Raw genomic sequence first — 17,376 nt, 5'->3', positions numbered from 1 at the left:
TATATATAGAGCTTATTTTTAAAATTTAAACTTGATATTTAAATTATATTAAAATCCTAGTATTTCTTTTATTCTATCAATCTTTTTTGATGCAATTAAGTTTGCTTTTTCAACTCCTTCTAGAAGGATTTTATCTAAATAAGGTTGATCATTTAAAAGTTTTTTTATTTCTAAAGATATAGGTTCAATCTTTTTAACCAATAAATCAGAAAGTTGATTTTTAAATTCAGAAAAATTTTTACCTGAAAAATTTTCGACTGTATTTTGTAAAGTTGAATTATTTAAACTAGAATATATGCCAAGAAGGTTTCTTGCCTCTAACCTCTCATTTAATTCTTCGATACTATTTGGCATTGGTAACGGATCAGTTTTTGCTTTTTTTATTTTATTTACAATTGCATCTCTGTCATCTGTTAAATTAATTCTGCTTAAATCTGATAATTCAGATTTACTCATCTTTTTTGATCCATCTTTTAAACTCATAATTCTAGAAAATTCTTTTTGAATTAAAGGTTCAGGTACTTGCAAAAAGTTATCTTGATCAAAATCGTTATTAAACTTTTGAGCAATATCTCTACATAACTCGAGATGTTGTTTTTGATCATCACCAACAGGTACATGAGTCGCATCGTACAAAAGAATATCTGCTGCCATTAAAACAGGATATGAGTACAGTCCAACGCTTGCTTTTTCTTTATCTTTACCTGCTTTTTCCTTGAATTGCGTCATTCTATTTAACCAACCCATTCGAGCAACACAGCTCAAAATCCAAGCTCCCTCTGAATGAGCTGCTACACCAGATTGATTAAAAATAATACTTTTTTTAGGATCAATTCCACTTGCTATAAAAGTAGCTACGGTCTCTCGAATATTATTTTTTAGCTCTTTTGGATCTTGTTTAACTGTAATTGCGTGCAGATCAACCACGCAGAAGATACAATCATTATCAACGTCATTATTAAGATCTACAAAGTTTTTGATTGCACCCAAATAATTACCAAGGTGAAGATTGCCTGTTGGCTGAACACCAGAAAATATTTTTTTACCCATATTTTTAATAGTTTATTTTAATATCACTAATTTTAAAAGCTTTGATGAAATAACAAATAAATATGTAAAAGAACAGTGCAAATAATACGCTTAAGATTAAATAAATTGATTTAAAACTATAATAAAATGAAAGTTGATTTTCAAAAAAGTTTAATAGAAAATTAAAGGATAATCCCATTAAAATTGATGCAAAAATTATTTTAAAGAAATTTAAAAAAAAGTTATTTTGAAAATAAAATAAATTATTATTTTTTAAGTATATAAATAATAGTGTTGCATTAAACCACGATGAAATTGAAGTTGCGATTGGAATTATAATAAAACCTATCTTGTTAAAATAATAAATACTAATCAAAATATTTAAAAGGACAGAAATTAACGAAATATAAAATGGTATTTTTGTATTATGATTAGCAAATAAAAAACTTGAAAAAACTTTTATCAAAGCAAAAGCAGGTAAACCTAAAGCAAAATAAAATAAAGCAAGACTTGAGTTAACAACAGATTCTTTATTAAAGTTACCATAACCAAACAACGCTGAAATTATTTCCTCTGAAGCGATCACTAAAGCTATCGTTGCTGGAATACTTAAAAATAAACTTAACTCTAAAGCTTTGTTTTGTATAAGAGAAATTTTTTCATCATTTTTAGAGTCTATAAACCTTGAAAGTTGTGGCAGAATCACAACTCCAATGGCAATACCAGCTATCGCTAGATTGATCTGATAAATTCTGTCAGCGTAATAAAGATAAGAAACTGCGCTAGCTTGAAAAGAAGCAATAATTGTTCCAACCAAAATATTAATTTGCGTTACGCCAGATGAAAAAATACTCGGTAGTAGTTTTCTAAAAAAAAACTTTACCTTTTCATCACTTGCTAACTTAAAATTAAATTTAAATGAAAAAAATCTTTTAACAAAATAATATAAAAAAATTAATTGTAAGATTCCTGCTAAAGATACACCATAAGATAAATAGTAAACAAGCTCATCTCCTAAAGCTTTAGAAAATAATAAAACAATAATTAAAATAACATTTAATAGAATTGGTGCTGCTGAAGCTGCAGCAAATTTATTATGAGAATTTAATATTGCAGAAAAAAAAGATGCTAAACTAATAAATAATAAAAAAGGAAAAGTGATCCTTGTTAAACTGATAGCTAAATCCATTTTTTCTAAATCATTTACAAAACCTGGGGCAATAATTGATACAAATCCAGGCATAAAAATCTGAACGACTATTGTTAAAATTAAGAGACCTAAAAACAAAAGATTAAAAATATTATTTGCAAAATTGTTCGCAGATTTTTTTCCTTTGTTCATTTCAGAGGTATAACTAGGTACAAAAGCTGCATTGAAAGTTCCTTCTGAGAACAATCTTCTAAATGTATTTGGAATTCGAAATGCTACAAAAAAAGCATCTGCCAACAAACCTGTTCCAAGAAATATTGCAATTAATATATCTCTAATATATCCAAGCAATCTGCTAATGATGGTATAAAAGCCAAATGTGCCTGTTGACTTAATTAAGTTCATAAATCATATTAGTCTTAATTTTACCCTAATTGTATACTTATTATCAGAATATATAGATCAAATATTCCAAATAATAAAAAATATAAAATAGATAAAGTTTGTATTCAGTTTAATAAAAATGAAAAAAACAAAGATTGATCATTACACAGATAAAGAAGCTTTAGATTTTCATAAGGATAAGAAACCTGGCAAGATCGAAATAATTTCTTCAAAGAACATGACTACTAAAAGAGACCTTGCTCTTGCTTATTCTCCAGGGGTTGCTGCCCCAGTTAAAAAAATAAGTGAGGATCCAGAAGCCGTTTATGATTATACGAGTAAAGGAAATTTAGTAGCCGTAATTAGTAATGGTTCTGCAATTTTAGGATTGGGCAACTTAGGGGCATTAGCCTCTAAACCAGTTATGGAAGGAAAAGCAGTACTATTTAAAAGGTTTGCAGATATAGATTCAATTGATTTAGAAATAGACTGTAAAAACACTGATGAAATTATCAATTCAATTAAAAATTTTGCCCCAAGTTTTGGAGGAATAAATTTAGAAGATATAGCTGCGCCAGATTGTTTTATTATTGAACAAAAGCTCAAAGAAATATTAGATATTCCAGTATTTCATGATGATCAACATGGAACAGCAATTATCACAACTGCTGCTTTGCTTAATGCACTCGACATAAGTGGAAAATCTATTAAGGATATAAAAGTCGTTGTTAATGGTGCTGGTGCATCTGCTCAGGCATGTACAGAGTTATTTATTAACTCAGGTGTAAAATCTGAAAATGTAATAATGCTAGATCGAAAAGGTGTGATTTATAAAGGAAGAGCGGAAGGTATAGATCAATGGAAATCAAGATTTGCAATTAATACAGATTTAAGAACATTGAGTGATGCAATTAAAGGAGCGGATGTATTCTTAGGATTATCTTCTAAAGGTGTTTTGAAAAAAGATATGGTTAAAAGCATGTCTAAAAATCCAATTATATTTGCATGTGCAAATCCTGATCCAGAGATTACACCAGAGGAAATAAATGAAGTAAGAAATGATGCGATTATTGCAACTGGAAGATCAGATTATCCCAATCAAGTAAATAATTTAATTGGATTTCCTTACATATTTAGAGGTGCACTAGATGTAAGATCGAAAACAATCAATGAGGAAATGAAAGTTGCTGCTGCCGAAGCTATAGCAAAACTTGCTAGAGAAGATGTGCCAGATGAGGTTGTAGCAGCTATGGGTGGAGAAAGACCTCATTATGGGAAAGATTATATAATCCCATCAACCTTTGATCCAAGATTAATTAGTGTTATTCCAGCTGCTGTAGCAAGAGCAGCAATTGAAAGTGGAGTTGCTAGAAAAAAAATTGATGATTTTGAAAGCTATAAAGAGCAACTAAAACAAAGATTAGACCCAACAGTTACAATTATGCAAGGTATAAACTCTTTCATTAAAAAAAATCCAAAAAGAATTGTTTTTGCAGATGGAGAAGATGAAAATACTTTAAAAGCCGCAATAGCATTTAAAAATTCAAAACTTGGTATTCCAATTTTAGTTGGTAAAGAAAGTAAAATTAAAGAGCAAATTAAAAATATCGGTTACAGTGAAAATTTTGATATTGAAATTACCAACTCAAAAGATGAAGAAAAAAGAAAAAAATATGTAAATCATCTATTCAAGAAGCTTCAAAGAGAACAAGGTTTGTTAGAAAGAGATTGTGATCGAATGGTCAGAAACGATAGAGTAGTCTGGGCTACTAGTATGGTCGCTTGTGGAGATGCAGATGGTGCTGTTACTGGAAACACTAGACGTTTTGGAGCATCCCTTGAAAAAATAAAACAAGTTGTTGATGTAAGAAAAGGTGAAATAATGTTTGGACTAAACATGGTTGTTAATAAAGGAAAAACAATTTTTATTGCAGATACAAGCGTTCATGAATATCCCACATCAGAAGAAATGGCAGAAATAGCAATTTCAGCAGCTAGAGTAGTGAGACTCTTTGGAATTGATCCAAAAATTGCATTTGTTTCTCACTCCACATTCGGACAACCTTTGACAAGCAGAACAAAACACATTCGTACAGCTGTAGATATTTTAAAAGACAAACAAGTTAATTTTGAATTTGATGGTGATATGCAGCCTGATGTTGCTTTAAATCCTGATTATGAAGAACTTTATCCTTTCGCAAAAATAGTAGGTAAAGCAAATATCTTGATAATGCCTGGACAACATAGTGCAGCAATATCTTATAAACTAATGAAAACTTTAGGTGATACTAAAGTTATAGGACCATTATTGATTGGACTTGGTTTGCCAATTGAAATTGCTCCACTTAGATCTTCAACATCTGAAATTATTAATTTAGCTTCGATTGCTGCTTATTCATCTGAAGTAATTGAATATAAAATTGATTAATTTTTTTGAATTCTCAAATCCTCAAGTAATAAAATACTTGCCACAACATCTTCAACATCTAGAATTTCTTTTGCTTCACTGATAACCATTTCTTTTTCTTCATCAGTTAAAGCTATTCCATAAACATAAATTTTCTTTTTATAAGTATCTATTTGATAGTTGGTTGCTTTGATATTTTTGTTAACTATCAAAGCTGTTCTTAATTGAGAGGTGATAAGCAAATCTTTTGCTGATTGCTTAAAATTAAATTCTTCTTTTATTTTAATATCATTTCTAACAGATCTAGCTCCTTTTGTTTCCCAAGCAATTTTAGTGATTTTTAATTTTTCCTCTGGTTCATCTACTTTTCCAGTTATAAAAATTCTGCCATCTAAAACTTTTGTTTTAACTTGTAAGAAATGTTTTTTGTCCAAAGCAAGTATTTTAGTTGAAATAGTTTTTTGCATAATAGAATCATCTATTTGAGTTCCAACTGTTCTTGGATCCATTGCAACTGATACACCGGTTCCAAAAAAACCAGATGAACCAACTCCGGCAGCACACCCAGTCAAAACAATTGATAAAAGAATAATTATTAAATTTTTATTTCTCATTTTTTAATTTTAAGCAAAAATTATAAACTACTTTTTTTGATATATTATTATTACTGGTAATTAAATCTGTAATTTCTTTCGTACTTAATTTGTTGATCATTTTCTTAATCAAATTAATATCTGATTCACTTAGCTTTTGTGAAGTATTTTCTTCTTTTTTTTCAGAAATTACTATTGTTAATTCGCCTTTTAATTCATTATTAAATAATTCTAATTCATCAATATTCTTTCTAATATACTCCTCGTATAATTTTGATATCTCCCTACAAAACACGACTTTTCTTCCAGCAAAAAAATTTTTAAATCCTGGAATAATTTTGTTTAATTTTTTTGATGATGAAAAAAAAACTAAACTGTGATTAAAGTTTGATAGTTTTTTTAATTCATCCTCTATTTGATTTTTTTTTTCGGGTAAGAAACCGTAAAAAAAATATTTGTCAGAAAATCCACTTGCTGCAACAGCAGTTGTAACTGCTGATGGTCCAGGTATTGAAAATATATTAAGATTATTTTTTATACATTCATTTACTAGAATTAAACCTGGATCAGAGATACCCGGTGTTCCTGCGTCAGATATAAGTGAAATTAATTTACCTGATTTTAAATATTCAATTATCTGTAATGTATTTTTTTTTTCATTAAATTTATGATTTGAAATCAATTTTGATTTAATTTTATACTTATCTAATAAATTCTTAGAAACGCGGGTATCTTCACAAAGTATATAATCTGATTTTTCCAGAACCTCTAATGATCTAAATGATATATCTTTTAAATTGCCTATTGGTGTTGCTACTAAATAAAGCCCATTTTTATAATCATTTGATTTAAATTGTGGTTTTGAGATCATAATTCAGCTTAAAAATTATATAATAACATCAAAATGAAAAAGATTATCAAAATTATTTCTATTTCTTTACTTATCTTATTCTTAAACTTCTTAAGTTTAGTTAATGCAAATGAAAAAATAAAAATTGGACTGTTGGTTCCGATGACTGGAGAAAATAAAGATCTAGGGTCATCTATTATTAAGGCCGTAAGTTTAGCTGTCAAAGATATTAATAATGATTTAATTGAAATTTATCCAAAAGATACCTCAACAAAAGCTAACCAAACTCTTAGGTCTGCTTTTGAATTAAAACAAATGGGAATAAAAATTATTATTGGACCAATATTTCATGAAAGTTTAACTTATTTAGATGAGATGAAAGATTTAACTTTTTTATCATTAACAAATAAAACTTTAGATTTACCTGAAAACGTAATTTCTGCTGGAATTAATTCCACATCACAGTTTAATACTATAAAGAAATTTTTAGATAATAATAATTTACAAAAAACTCTTTTTTTAACACCAATTCAGAATTTTGAGTTTGACGTCAAAGATGGTGTTAAAAATTCCAAAATAAAAGTTTTTAAAAATTTTGAATATAATACTGAACCGACAAGACTTACAAAACAAATCGAGGAAATAACTAAATACAAAATTAGAAAACAAAATCTAGCGGATGAAATAAGAAGAATAAAAGAATCAAATGAACCTAATAAAGAAAGAAAAATTAAAAGCTTGGAAAAAAGATACACGATTGGAAATGTAAATTTTGATGCAGTTGTTATATCTGATTTTGATGAAAGCCTTAAAAGTGTTGCAACCTCTTTACTCTACACTGATGTGTCTCCAAAAAATAAATACTTTATAACCCTTAACCAATGGTTTGATGAAAGTTTAATGGAAGAGACAAATATTCAACCAATTTATTATCCATCAATTAATAAAAAAAATTTTGATGATTATAAAATTAAATATTTTAATGCTTTTAATCAAAACCCATCCCATCTCTCACTTTTAAGTTATGATTTGGTTGGTTTGGTATATTACCTTTCATTGAAATCAGATCTTTCGAAAATGGACAAACTATTTAAGAAAAAAAATTCATTTAAAGGTAAGATTGGAATTTTTGATATTAAGGATAACAAAATTAATCACAGATTAAATTTTTATAAAATAGAAGATAAAAAACTTACAGAAATCTTTTAAGCTTTTTGAAAGCTTGATAGCGATGGTCTATTTTATATTTTTGAGATGGTTTCATTTCACCAAATGTTTTAGATTTTTTTAGTGGGATAAAAATTGGATCATAACCAAATCCATTTTCCCCTTTTTGCTCATTTGATATTCGGCCCTCAACTTTGCCTACTACACAAGCAATTTTTTTATTCAAATACGAGATTGATAGAGCACAAACAAATCTTGCTTTAATTTTTTTATTTTTCCAATTCTTATCTTTTTTATCCAACTCTCTAAATACTTTTTTAATAGCTTTATTAAAATCCCCCGATTTTCCTCCCCATCGTGCAGAATAAATTCCAGGTCTTTTGTCTAAACAATCTATCTCCAAGCCAGAGTCATCTGCCAAACATATCAGGCCGGTCTTTCTAGAGAAATGTTTTGATTTAATAAAAGAGTTTTCCTCAAAAGTTTTACCATTTTCAGCAGGACTTATAAGTTTAAAGTTAGAGGTAGAGTAAATTTTGATATAATTTGGTAATAAACTCTTAATTTCTCTTAATTTACCCTTATTGTTAGTACCTATTAGTAATTCTTTAATTTTTTGCTTAGACATCTAGAAATATTTAAAATCCTTACCATATATGGGTTTATGGAAAAAGAAGAAAACCAAAACAATACTCCAACAGAAGAAAATCAGAATTTAGATAAAGAAACAGAAAAACCCGAGGAAAGCTCAGCAGGTGAAAATAAACAAGAAACACCTCAAGAAACCAAAGAAGAGGTTGAAGAACCAACTCCAGAGAAAAAAATTGCTGAACTAGAGGATAAGCTGGCAAGAACTTTTGCTGAAATGGAAAATCAAAGAAGAAGATTTGAAAAAGAAAAAGAGGATGCCTTTGAGTATGGGGGTTTTAGCTTTGCTAAAGAAGCATTAAATTTAATTGATAACTTAGATCGATCTAAACATGTTTTAGAAAGCGATGACAAGTTAAAAGAAACAGACGCTTTAAAGAAGACACTGGAGCATTTAGAAATAATAAAGAAAGATTTAATTTCTATTTTTGAAAAAAATAATATTAAACCAATTGATTGTATTAACAAAAAATTAGATCCTAACTTTCATCAAGCAATGATGGAGATTGAAGATGACGCTAAAGAAGCTGGAACAATTGTTCAAGAAATTCAAAAAGGCTTCACCATTAAAGATAGACTTCTAAGACCTTCATTAGTCGGCGTCTCAAAAAAAGTTGCTAAAAAAGAAGAAAAAACTGAACAAAATCAAGAAAATTCAGGAGATAAATAATAATGAGATCAACTTGTAGTTTCAAATTTAAACCCTATATGACGAAAGAGAGACAATAATATTATGAGCAAAATAATTGGAATAGACTTAGGAACAACAAATTCTTGTGTTGCGGTAATGGAAGGTACACAAGCTAAAGTTTTAGAAAATGCAGAAGGAGCAAGAACTACACCATCAGTAGTTGCATTTACTGATGAAAATGAAAAACTAATAGGTCAACCTGCAAAAAGACAGGCAGTAACAAATCCTGAAAACACAATTTTTGCAGTTAAAAGATTAATTGGAAGAAATTTTGATGATCCAACAGTAAAAAAAGATGTTGAAGCTGCACCATTTAAGATAGTTAACTCTGAAAAAGGAGATGCTTGGATTGAAGCTAAAGGAGAAAAGTATTCTCCCTCACAAATTTCTGCTTTCATTTTACAAAAAATGAAAGAGACAGCTGAAAAATATTTAGGATCAGAAGTAACAAAAGCCGTAATTACTGTACCCGCATATTTTAACGATGCTCAAAGACAAGCTACAAAAGATGCTGGTAAAATTGCAGGACTAGAAGTTTTGAGAATTATCAATGAACCAACTGCTGCATCGCTAGCTTATGGTTTAGATAAAAAACAAAATAAAAAAATTGCTGTATACGATCTAGGTGGAGGAACATTTGATGTTTCTATACTTGAGCTAGGTGATGGTGTATTTGAAGTTAAATCAACTAATGGTGATACTTTTTTAGGTGGTGAAGATTTTGATAATGCTATCGTTGATTATTTAATTTCTGAATTTAAGAAAGACAATGGTATTGATCTTAAATCAGATAAACTTGCTTTACAAAGATTAAAAGAAGCAGCTGAAAAAGCAAAAATAGAACTATCATCTGCAGAACAAACAGACATAAACCTACCATTTATAACTGCAGACAAAACGGGTCCAAAACACATTAATTTAAAGATGACTAGAGCAAAACTTGAGGCTTTAGTTGAAGACTTAATTGCTAGAACAATGCCTCCATGTCAGACTGCTTTAAAAGACGCAGGAATTACTGCAAGTGAGATAGATGAAGTGGTTATGGTTGGTGGTATGACTAGAATGCCAAAAGTTATAGCGGAAGTTAAAAACTTTTTTGGAAAAGACCCTAATAAGAGTGTAAACCCTGATGAAGTAGTTGCAATGGGTGCTGCTATTCAAGCAGGAGTGTTACAAGGAGATGTTAAAGACGTTCTATTATTAGACGTTACACCGTTATCATTAGGTATTGAAACGCTTGGTGGTGTTTCAACAAAACTAATTGATAAAAATACTACAATTCCAACAAAAAAAAGCCAAGTTTTCTCAACCGCTGAGGATAATCAGCCAGCTGTTTCTATTAGAGTTTTACAAGGTGAAAGAGAGATGGCTTCTGATAACAAGTTATTAGGTAATTTTGAATTGGTAGGTATTGCGCCAGCTCCGAGAGGAGTTCCTCAAATTGAAGTTACATTTGATATTGATGCTAACGGTATCGTAAATGTTTCAGCAAAAGATAAAGGAACTGGTAAAGAGCAAAAGATACAAATTCAAGCTTCTGGTGGATTAAGTGATGAGGAGATTGAAAAAATGGTCAAAGATGCTGAGGCTAATAAAGAAGCTGATAAAAAGAAAAGAGAGTCAGTTGATGTTAGAAACCAAGCAGACACCTTAATTCATTCTACAGAAAAAAACTTAAATGAACATGGATCAAAAATTTCAGATGCAGAGAAAAAAGCAATTGAAGATGCATCCTCTGCTGTAAAAGAAGCTCTAAAAGGTGAAGATATTGAAGATATCAAGAAAAAAACAGAAGCTTTAGTACAAGCTTCAATGAAACTTGGAGAGGCAATCTACAAATCACAACAAAGTGCTAAACCAGAGTCAGGAAAAGATGATGGTGGAGATAATACAGGTAAAAAAGACGAAAATGTTGTTGATGCTGATTTCGAAGAAGTAAAAGACGAGAATAAAGAAAAAAGCGCATAAACTGACATTTAATTGTCTGGGGTAATTTGATGGCTAAAAGAGACTATTATGATGTCCTAGGCGTTAATAAGAGCGCAAGTCCTGATGAACTAAAATCTGCCTATAGAAAACTAGCAGTTAAATACCATCCAGATAAAAATCCAGGTGATGCAAAAGCTGAAGAAAAATTTAAAGAAGCAAGTGAAGCCTACGGAATACTTTCAGACAAAGAAAAAAAACAAAACTACGATAACTTTGGACATGCAGCTTTTGAAAATGGTGGCGGCAGACCAGGTGGTGGTTTTGGTGGTTTTAGCGGAGCAGATTTTTCAGATATTTTTGAAGATTTTTTTGGAGATTTTGGAGGTGGTGGAAGATCAAGAAATAGAAGATCAAATAATAGAGGTTCTGACTTAAGATATGATTTATCAATTTCTCTTGAAGAAGCTTACCACGGAAAAAAACAAGATATTAAATTTGCAACCACTGAACAATGTGGAACTTGCAAAGGTAATGGTTCAGAACCAGGTTATTCTCCAGACAGGTGTTCTTATTGTGGAGGAAATGGAAGAATAAGATCTAACCAGGGTTTCTTCACTGTTCAACAAACATGTCCACAATGTAATGGTAATGGTGAAGAAATCACCAATCCATGCAATGATTGTAATGGTCAGGGCAAAAAACAAGCGTCCAAAAAAATATCTGTAACAATTCCTAAAGGAGTAGACGATGGAACAAGAATAAGATTAGCTGGAAAAGGTGAGGCTGGAAGCAGAGGTGGCGCTACAGGTGATTTGTATTTATTTATAAATGTTCATTCTCATGAATTATTTAAAAGATCGGATGAGAACCTATTTTTTGAGTTCCCCCTATCTCTTGCTGATGCGGCTCTTGGAACTACAATTGAAATTCCAACAATTGATGGTGGACGAGCAAAAATAAAAATTCCAGATGGAACTCAAGACGGTAAACAATTTAGATTAAAAGGCAAAGGAATGCCGTTTATGAGAAGAGGTGATTTTGGTGATCTATATGTTCAAGTAAAAACAGAAGTACCAGTATATTTAAACAAAAAACAGAAAGAATTATTAGAACAATTTAGAGAAATAGAAAACGACAAGTCAAATCCAAGTATTAAAAAGTTTTTCCAAAAAGCAAAAGATTTTTGGAAAAATTAAATTATGGCAATAGAGAAAATAATTCCATCAATAGCTTTAATATTAATACTAACTCTAATTTTACCTAGTTTCATAAAATCAAACTTTAAGAAAAAAGTATTTTTTTAAAAATTTAAGTATTTAGGGTGTCATTATAATTATTCTTATGATAATTCTATATTTTATCACTTAATGAAAAAAATTAATTTAGCTATTTCAGGATGTATGGGAAGAATGGGTCAACAACTCATTAGGTCTTCTAAGAAAAATAAAAATTTCAAATTAATTACACTTACAGAAAATAGATTGATAAATAAGAAATTTGATGGAATTAAACCTGAATTAAATTCTGATAAAGCATTTAAAAAAACAGATGTAATTATTGATTTTACAGTACCGAATTGTACGCTTGAAATATTAAAAATAGCATCAAAATTAAAAAAGAAAGTAGTAATTGGAACTACTGGGTTTACTAGAGCCCAAGAAAATCAAATTAAAAAATATTCAAAAAAAATTCCTATTTTAAAAGCTGGTAATATGAGTTTAGGTGTAAATTTATTGATGTATTTAACTGAGATTGCTTCGAAGTCACTTAATGATCAATTTTTAAGTAAAATATTTGAAGTACATCACAAACATAAAAAAGATTATCCGTCTGGTACTGCGTTAATGCTTGGTAAAGGAATTGCAGATGGTAAAAATAAAAATTTATATGATTTGATTGGTAAAAAATTCTTAAATAAAAAATCTTTTCCATATGGAAAAAAAATAAATTTTAACTCAATCAGAAAAGGTGAAATAATTGGTGAACATGAAGTAAAATTTTCAAGTGGAAAAGAAATAATTACATTAAACCATGAGGCTTTTGATAGAGCACTTTATTCAGATGGTGCTTTAGCTGCATCTAGATGGTTAATGAAAAAAAAACCAGGTTTGTATTCTATGAGAGATTTGCTTAACTTTTCATAATGAATGAAAAACAAAAAGCAAAATTTATAATTAAAACACTAAATGGAATTTATCCCAAAGCCCCTATTCCTTTAAAAAGCAAAAATACTTTTACACTATTAATTTCCGTACTACTTTCTGCACAATGTACAGACGTAAACGTTAATAATGTAACAAAAAATATATATCCACAATACAATAAGCCTGAGCATTTTGTAAAATTAGGAAGAAAAAAAATTGAAAAATTAATAAAAAAAATTGGGATTTATAGAATTAAAGCCAAAAGCATTTATTTAATGTCAAAACAAGTGTTGGAAAAACACAAAGGCAAAGTACCTAAAAGTTTTGAAGAACTCGAAAAATTACCTGGTGTGGGCCATAAAACAGCAAGCGTAGTGATGTCTCAAGGTTTTGGATACCCGGCTTTTGCTGTTGATACTCATATTCACAGACTTGCGCAACGTTGGGGTTTAACAAATGGGAAAAATGTAATCCAAACTGAAAAAGATCTAAAAAGAATATTTCCTAAAAAAACTTGGTCTAAACTTCATCTCCAAATAATCTTTTATGGCAGAGAATATTGTAAAGCAAGAGATTGTCATGGAATGAAGTGCAAAATATGTACTACTTGCTACCCAAATAGAAAAAAACCTGTTATTACCAAAAAGGCTTAATATGAAAATTTTAGGAATAGGAAATGCTATTGTGGATGTTATCTGTAAAGTTGAAGACAGTTTTATTAACCAAAACAACCTTACCAAAAGCACGATGAAATTATTCTCTAATGAAAATGAATTCAGAAACTTATTAACAAATCTAAAGATTGAAAAAACAGTTTCTGGCGGATCAGTTGCAAACTCAATCGTTGGTATATCTCAGCTTGGTAATGAATCTGGCTTTATAGGAAAAATTTCAGATGATGAATTTGGTAGTAATTATGAGGTAGGATTAAAAAAAGAAAATGTAGAGTATTTTTATTCAAAAAAGAGAGAAAAATTACCAACGGGGACTTGCTTAATACTAGTAACTCCAGACTCAGAAAGGACAATGTGCACATTCTTGGGTACAGCGGGAAAAATTAATGAAAATGATGTTAGTTCTGATGCTATTAAAAAAAGTGAAATAATATTTTTAGAAGGTTATTTGTGGGATGAAGGAGAACCAAAAAAAGCATTTGATAAAGCTATAAATAATGCAAATAAAGTTGCAATGTCACTATCAGATCTATTTTGTGTAGATAGACACAAACCTCATTTTTTAAACTTAGTTAAAAACAAACTCGATATAACTTTTGCCAACGAACAAGAAATTACATCATTAATCGAGGCAAAAAACTTTAAAGAAGTAATAAATTTTTCAAAAAAACTTAACAAATTAATTATTGTAACAAGAGGTGAAAAAGGTGCAGTTGCAATTAATGGTAATGAAGTTTTTGAAAGTAATATACAAAAAAATTTGAAAGTTATTGATCTTACAGGTGCAGGTGATCTTTTTGCTGCTGGGTTTTTACATGGGTACATCAATAAATTATCTACAAAAGAGTGCCTTGAAAAAGGTACGGAGATGTCATCAAGAGTAATCCAGCAAATTGGAGCTAGATTATGATTTATTTATCAAAAGAAAAAAAACTAAATTAAATTATGACACAAAATGAAATTTTAAAGTTATTCCCAGAACCAATATTTAAATACAAAGTAGATAATTATGAAGAATTTAACAAAGATTTAAAAACTTATATCTATAAACTTTATGAAAATGATAGTAGAGGAATAGAAAGATCAAATAGAGGTGGATGGCATTCAACACATTTTAGAATTAATGAGATTAATTCAATTCAGAACAGGTTTGCTCAACATATGCAAAAATATATCATAAACAGTTTTCAAAATATGGGTTGGAGAGTTAAAGACAAAAATATTCGGATAAAAGAAATGTGGGCAATTATAAATAAAAGAAACGATTTTAATGTAATTCATACTCATCCAAATTGTTATTTAAGCTCAGCTTATTACGTCAAAGCACCAAAAAACTGTGGTAAATTTATTGTTGAAAACCCTAACATAGCAAAAAGACATTCTTTTCCTGAAATTACAAATAAAAATGAGTTAAATGGTGATATTGCTGGAATTGAAATAAGTGAGGGTGATTTAATACTTTTTCCCAGTTATCTACCTCACAAAGTAGGTAAAAACGAGTCTGATGATGAACGGATAGTAATTAGTTTTAACGTTGATATAAAAAATTAAATTAAGTTTTTTAAACGCTTAAAACTTCCTTTACCTTTTTTTAAGTATCAAAATCTTTGACTAAAATTTTTTAGAAAACAATTTTTGAATTAATTGATTTTTTTAAACAATTTTATAACCATTTTTTGTACTTATAATAAATTTATCATCTTTAAAATTATTATATATTTTTTTTCTAAGTCTATAAATATGTGTTTCTACTGTATGAGTTTCTATTGCAGATTGATATTTCCATACATGCTCCTCTAATTCACGAATCAAAACAGACTTATTTGCATTAAAAATGAAAATAATAGAACCTATTTCCTTTTCAGTTAATTTAATTTTTTTTTTATTTCTGATTAACTCTCTTGAATTTAAATCAACAAAATAATCATTAATTCTAATTTTAGACTGATGGTTGTAATTATTTTTTAAAAATTCAATGTTTATTTTTTCAATTAAATTAAAAATTTTTATCGGAACTAAACTCAACTTTAATTGAAATTTTATATCTAAATTATTGTTGTTAGAAATAACTAAGTAATTACTTAAGTTTTTCATACTATCTCTCAAAGTTTCTACACTCTCTATTTCAATCACTTTAAAATTGCATTGATTTTCTAATTCCTTCAATATTTGATACAGTATATTTAAACGATAAATAATTATATTTTGAGTTTTCATAAAATAACAATATGACAATTATCTTAAAAAATAAATACTCTCTTCAAATTGAAGATTTCTTTTTTAAATGCTGTGTTGGTAAAAATGGTATTTCCATGAAGAAAAAAGAAGGAGACAACAAAACTCCAAAAGGAATATTTGGTATTGAGCACTTGTACTATAGGAAGGACCGATTAAAAAAACCTCCTGAAACCAAACTTAAATGCATTGAGATTAAAAATAATATGGGATGGTGTAACGATCCAAAATCACCAAAAAATTATAATAAATTAATTAAAATAAATAAAAAAATAAGACATGAAGTGCTCAAAAGAAATGATTATAAATATAATTTATTTGTTCCGATTAAATATAATTATAAAAATCCTAAGGCCGGAAGAGGAAGTTGCATTTTCTTACATTTAACAAAAAATTACAAGCCTACTGCTGGTTGCATAGGTTTAAAAGAGAAAGACTTTAGAATTGTGCTTAAATTATTAAAAAATAATTCTAAAATAATAATTAATTAAATTCTTGAACCAAAAATTTTTGAACCAATTCTTATATAAGTAGCTGAGTTTTCTAAGGCCTTTAAATAATCTGATGACATACCCATACTCAGATCTTTAAAACCATAATATTCATTTAATTTTTTCATCTCTTTAAAAAAATAATCTGAGTCTAAATTTAATGGAGGTATACACATTAATCCATTGACTATTAAATCAATTTCTTTACAAAATTTAACTAAATCATCTAATTCATTTTTATTTATTCCAGACTTTTGATCCTCATTACCTATATTGACTTGAATAAATGTATTAATTTTTTTTTTAATTTTAATCTGTTCATCAGCAATTTTTTTAGCAAGTTTTTTGCTGTCTACAGAATGAATATAATCAAATAGTTTTACAGCAAACTTAACTTTGTTTGTTTGTAACTTGCCGATTAAATGTATTTTTATGTCAGGTTTATTTTTTTTTATATCAGACCATTTATTTAAAGCCTCTTGTACTTTATTTTCTCCAAAATGAAGGTGTCCATGTTCTATTAATGGGAGAATTTCCTCAATTGGGAAAGTTTTTGATACTGCAATTATATTTGGAGTATTTTTGTAATTTAACGAATTTAAAATTGATTTAATTTTCTTTTCTATATTTATTAAATTTTTAATAGTATCATGCATAATTATATTACAGAAAAATACTACTTTACTGATAAATTCAATAAAAAAATTATTGATAAAATAGACAGAAAGACCAGTATTATTTACCGAAACTATAGCGATGAAAATAATATTTTAAACATAATTAAATTAAAAAACTATTGTAAAATAATAAATAAAAAAATTTATTTATCTAATAATATAAAATTAGCTTTAAATTTGGACTTTGATGGAGCTTATATTCCATCATTTAACAATAAAATGGATCACTTAAGCTTTTCTTTAAAGAGAAATTTTAAGTTAATTGGATCAGCTCATAATCTCAAAGAAATAAGAATTAAAGAAAAAC

17 protein-coding genes and 1 pseudogene are annotated in these 17,376 nt (G+C 28.4%); 11 read left to right on the top strand and 7 right to left on the bottom strand.

The genetic code is table 11. The annotated features are described in order from the left end of the window. Positions 1-48 precede the first annotated feature (48 nt). Together trpS and murJ are read right to left on the bottom strand one after the other, a co-directional pair. Positions 49-1,050 carry a tryptophan--tRNA ligase gene (gene trpS, locus ACTTAY_RS00325; protein ID WP_440671947.1) on the bottom strand — a complete coding sequence of 334 codons (1,002 nt, stop codon included), beginning with the start codon at positions 1,048-1,050 and terminating at the stop codon, positions 49-51. 4 nt (positions 1,051-1,054) lie between these two features. Next, complete coding sequence (gene murJ, locus ACTTAY_RS00320; RefSeq protein ID WP_440671946.1) at positions 1,055-2,584, bottom strand: murein biosynthesis integral membrane protein MurJ; 1,530 nt, start codon at positions 2,582-2,584, stop codon at positions 1,055-1,057. Positions 2,585-2,702: 118 nt separating this feature from the next. On the opposite strand from murJ, the gene ACTTAY_RS00315 reads away from it, so the two are divergent. After that, complete coding sequence (locus ACTTAY_RS00315; protein ID WP_440671945.1) at positions 2,703-4,991, top strand: NADP-dependent malic enzyme; 2,289 nt, start codon at positions 2,703-2,705, stop codon at positions 4,989-4,991. Here the strand turns inward: ACTTAY_RS00315 and ACTTAY_RS00310 are convergent. Continuing rightward, positions 4,988-5,584 (bottom strand): BON domain-containing protein, encoded by a 597-nt coding sequence (locus ACTTAY_RS00310; protein WP_440671944.1) that lies wholly within the window; start codon positions 5,582-5,584, stop codon positions 4,988-4,990. The genes ACTTAY_RS00315 and ACTTAY_RS00310 overlap by 4 nt on opposite strands. Continuing rightward, entirely contained in the window at positions 5,574-6,434 is an 861-nt protein-coding gene (rsmI, locus tag ACTTAY_RS00305) for a 16S rRNA (cytidine(1402)-2'-O)-methyltransferase (protein WP_440671943.1), read from the bottom strand. Before rsmI ends, ACTTAY_RS00310 begins: the two co-directional genes overlap by 11 nt. Positions 6,435-6,467: 33 nt before the next feature. On the opposite strand from rsmI, the gene ACTTAY_RS00300 reads away from it, so the two are divergent. Beyond that, positions 6,468-7,622 carry an ABC transporter substrate-binding protein gene (locus ACTTAY_RS00300; RefSeq protein WP_440671942.1) on the top strand — a complete coding sequence of 385 codons (1,155 nt, stop codon included), beginning with the start codon at positions 6,468-6,470 and terminating at the stop codon, positions 7,620-7,622. Here the strand turns inward: ACTTAY_RS00300 and rdgB are convergent. After that, complete coding sequence (gene rdgB, locus ACTTAY_RS00295) at positions 7,606-8,208, bottom strand: RdgB/HAM1 family non-canonical purine NTP pyrophosphatase (protein WP_440671941.1); 603 nt, start codon at positions 8,206-8,208, stop codon at positions 7,606-7,608. The genes ACTTAY_RS00300 and rdgB overlap by 17 nt on opposite strands. 36 nt (positions 8,209-8,244) lie before the next feature. Here rdgB and ACTTAY_RS00290 point away from each other — a divergent pair, with 36 nt between their 5' ends. The 7 genes from ACTTAY_RS00290 (at position 8,245) to ACTTAY_RS00260 (ending at position 15,217) form a co-directional block, all read left to right on the top strand. Then, the gene (locus ACTTAY_RS00290; protein WP_440671940.1) at positions 8,245-8,898 is read left to right on the top strand and encodes a nucleotide exchange factor GrpE; all 654 of its coding nucleotides are present in this window, start codon (positions 8,245-8,247) and stop codon (positions 8,896-8,898) included. 63 nt (positions 8,899-8,961) lie between these two features. Continuing rightward, the gene (gene dnaK / locus ACTTAY_RS00285) at positions 8,962-10,887 is read left to right on the top strand and encodes a molecular chaperone DnaK (RefSeq protein ID WP_440671939.1); all 1,926 of its coding nucleotides are present in this window, start codon (positions 8,962-8,964) and stop codon (positions 10,885-10,887) included. Between the two features lie 29 nt (positions 10,888-10,916). Further along, positions 10,917-12,044, top strand: coding sequence for a molecular chaperone DnaJ (gene dnaJ / locus ACTTAY_RS00280; RefSeq protein ID WP_440671938.1), 1,128 nt, complete (start codon positions 10,917-10,919; stop codon positions 12,042-12,044). Positions 12,045-12,215: 171 nt separating this feature from the next. Then, positions 12,216-12,992 (top strand): 4-hydroxy-tetrahydrodipicolinate reductase, encoded by a 777-nt coding sequence (gene dapB / locus ACTTAY_RS00275; protein ID WP_440671937.1) that lies wholly within the window; start codon positions 12,216-12,218, stop codon positions 12,990-12,992. Next, a complete protein-coding gene (gene nth / locus ACTTAY_RS00270) occupies positions 12,992-13,645 on the top strand; it encodes an endonuclease III (RefSeq protein ID WP_440671936.1) in 654 nt (217 codons plus the stop codon). The genes dapB and nth overlap by 1 nt, the downstream gene beginning before the upstream one ends. Position 13,646: 1 nt before the next feature. After that, entirely contained in the window at positions 13,647-14,576 is a 930-nt protein-coding gene (locus tag ACTTAY_RS00265) for an adenosine kinase (protein ID WP_440671935.1), read from the top strand. A 35-nt stretch (positions 14,577-14,611) separates the two neighbouring features. Then, entirely contained in the window at positions 14,612-15,217 is a 606-nt protein-coding gene (locus tag ACTTAY_RS00260) for a TIGR02466 family protein (protein ID WP_440671934.1), read from the top strand. A 102-nt stretch (positions 15,218-15,319) separates the two neighbouring features. Here the strand turns inward: ACTTAY_RS00260 and ACTTAY_RS00255 are convergent, their stop codons facing one another. Then, a complete protein-coding gene (locus ACTTAY_RS00255) occupies positions 15,320-15,883 on the bottom strand; it encodes a winged helix-turn-helix domain-containing protein (protein ID WP_440671933.1) in 564 nt (187 codons plus the stop codon). 11 nt (positions 15,884-15,894) lie between these two features. Here ACTTAY_RS00255 and ACTTAY_RS00250 point away from each other — a divergent pair, with 11 nt between their 5' ends. Further along, positions 15,895-16,392: a L,D-transpeptidase family protein gene (locus ACTTAY_RS00250; protein WP_440671932.1), complete on the top strand. Its 498-nt coding sequence runs from the start codon at positions 15,895-15,897 to the stop codon at positions 16,390-16,392. Here ACTTAY_RS00250 and ACTTAY_RS00245 read toward each other — a convergent pair. Then, complete coding sequence (locus ACTTAY_RS00245) at positions 16,389-17,048, bottom strand: YggS family pyridoxal phosphate-dependent enzyme (RefSeq protein WP_440671931.1); 660 nt, start codon at positions 17,046-17,048, stop codon at positions 16,389-16,391. The genes ACTTAY_RS00250 and ACTTAY_RS00245 overlap by 4 nt on opposite strands. Here ACTTAY_RS00245 and ACTTAY_RS00240 point away from each other — a divergent pair. Further along, positions 17,043-17,376 (top strand): annotated as a pseudogene (locus ACTTAY_RS00240) (thiamine phosphate synthase); the annotation flags it as partial. The gene ACTTAY_RS00245 and the pseudogene ACTTAY_RS00240 sit on opposite strands and share 6 nt — an antisense overlap.

Source organism: Candidatus Pelagibacter sp. HIMB1715, assembly GCF_052047595.1.
Taxonomy (GTDB): Bacteria; Pseudomonadota; Alphaproteobacteria; order Pelagibacterales; family Pelagibacteraceae; genus Pelagibacter.
This window is presented reverse-complemented; position numbering and strand designations above follow the sequence as displayed.